Below are 1,707 nucleotides of genomic sequence, written 5' to 3'. Positions count from 1 at the left end.
TCGCCATCCAACAAGTTTCTTTTATACTCTATTTCTTCCTTAGAACTATCAAAAGTAACTTCTGCGTACAATTTTTGAATTTCAATTATTTCATTTAATAAATAGTCATTGAAATCTTTAAATACTTTAGCCCTTTTAATCGGATCATGAGAAAATAAATAAATCTCCCCAGTATCCCTTTTAAAGCAAATAGGATCATTGCTAGGACTTTCAGCAAAAACAATATATTTATCTGTTTCATCTTGCTGAAAATACAATGATACAAATTCCCATATAGAATTTGTCAATGCTTCCCACTCATCCATTTTCTTAAGGTTGTACATGAAATCAGAGCTTTCTATACCACCGAAATGTAAGAAATAATCTTTCGTTTGTGAGGGAATTATCCAATCTAGATATTTCTCTGTCTTTTGAAAATTTTCAGTTTCTAATGAAATCACTTCTACATCCTGATCCTCAAGAAAGCATGTCAGGTTTTCAACCCAATTGTCTTCCCCTATTTGTCTAATTGGTAATATGGGCTCTCTATTCATCTTCATACTTACTCCTTTAATGATAAGATTCTCTCGATCTCTTGGCCGGGTTCATTGTCTGCAGCGCTGCTTCTCACCATACTTCGACATTAATCGAGTTAAATCCTACCAAAAAGGGGCTGTCCAGAAGTCAGTTTCAATGACTTTCTGGACACCCCCCTTTTTGTCTTTGTGTACAATTATCTCCTACCATTCTCTTTCTCTGAGGGCATCCTCAATAACAATATCGATCTTATAATATTGTAAGACCGATTCTACTGTAGCAGCAATTGATTCCCTTGCAACAGTCTCTATTTCACTATTATTTTGCCCAAACTCATCTGCCAAATCATTAATGGCTATTGTCATTTCATCAAGTTTACTTTGAATCTTATTTACATCACGATTCCCTTTTTCTATAAATTGAACAACACGCAAAATGCATTCCTTTACTTTATCAACTAAAAATTCTGGGTAGAAAGGGTCATTATACATCTCAATTAGATAACTGATTTGGGCTGCTTCATTCTCATTTTGTCGATTCCCGTCTTTATCCTCTACCCCATATTTCGGAACCCCGGCTTGCCACATCTCTTCGACTGTTTGTAACGGATAGTTATCGATACCAAGCAATCGCTGTTCTTTTAATGGATCGATCCATCGGCCATTCTCAATCGATAGAATTAAACGACGTACAAATTCGTAACCCGTGTTATACCCAACAATTTCGTAGTTGGTTAACATGTTCGGGTCATTTCTATCAATATTGTATTGGATAATTTCATTCCCCATAAGACCCTTATCACCGACTGCGGGATCGATTTTCACCAAATTGTATATGAGTTCATCATCACTAAATTCAGAGCGATTTCCCCACTGTCCCCTGTCACTACTAATAAAAATCTCTGGTATAGGGATATTCAAATTAGGTTGTACATTTTTTAGTTTCCCTACGGAACACTGTTTGAAAAACCCCTTTAACACCATACACACCCCAAAAGGTTTAAACGTATTTAAGTCAAGCAGCTTCTCATTAAAATGATCACGTTCACTCGTTATATTAAAAAATGCAGCGTATGGATTGTCTAATAATTGAGCAATGATGTATAGATTTTCTTTTAATTGTATGGAATGAATATCATTTTTCTTCCAAACAAATCTTTTTAACATATCAGCACCCCTTTTTTGTGAGTAT

General features: G+C 35.1%; 2 protein-coding genes. Both read right to left on the bottom strand.

Annotation, left to right across the window (positions count from 1 at the left end; genetic code table 11):
- Positions 1-533: SMI1/KNR4 family protein (locus tag BBG47_RS27910; protein ID WP_065294453.1), on the bottom strand; the 533-nt coding region annotated here is incomplete at its 3' end.
- A gap of 186 nt (positions 534-719) precedes the next feature.
- The coding region (locus BBG47_RS31475) for a DUF5713 family protein (RefSeq protein WP_483310781.1) at positions 720-1,707 on the bottom strand (988 nt) is incomplete at its 5' end.

The organism is Paenibacillus sp. KS1, from assembly GCF_001680695.1.
Classification (GTDB): Bacteria; Bacillota; Bacilli; order Paenibacillales; family Paenibacillaceae; genus Paenibacillus_B; species Paenibacillus_B suaedae.
The sequence above is the reverse complement of the archived record's forward strand: the minus strand, read 5'-3'. Positions and strand labels throughout refer to the sequence as shown.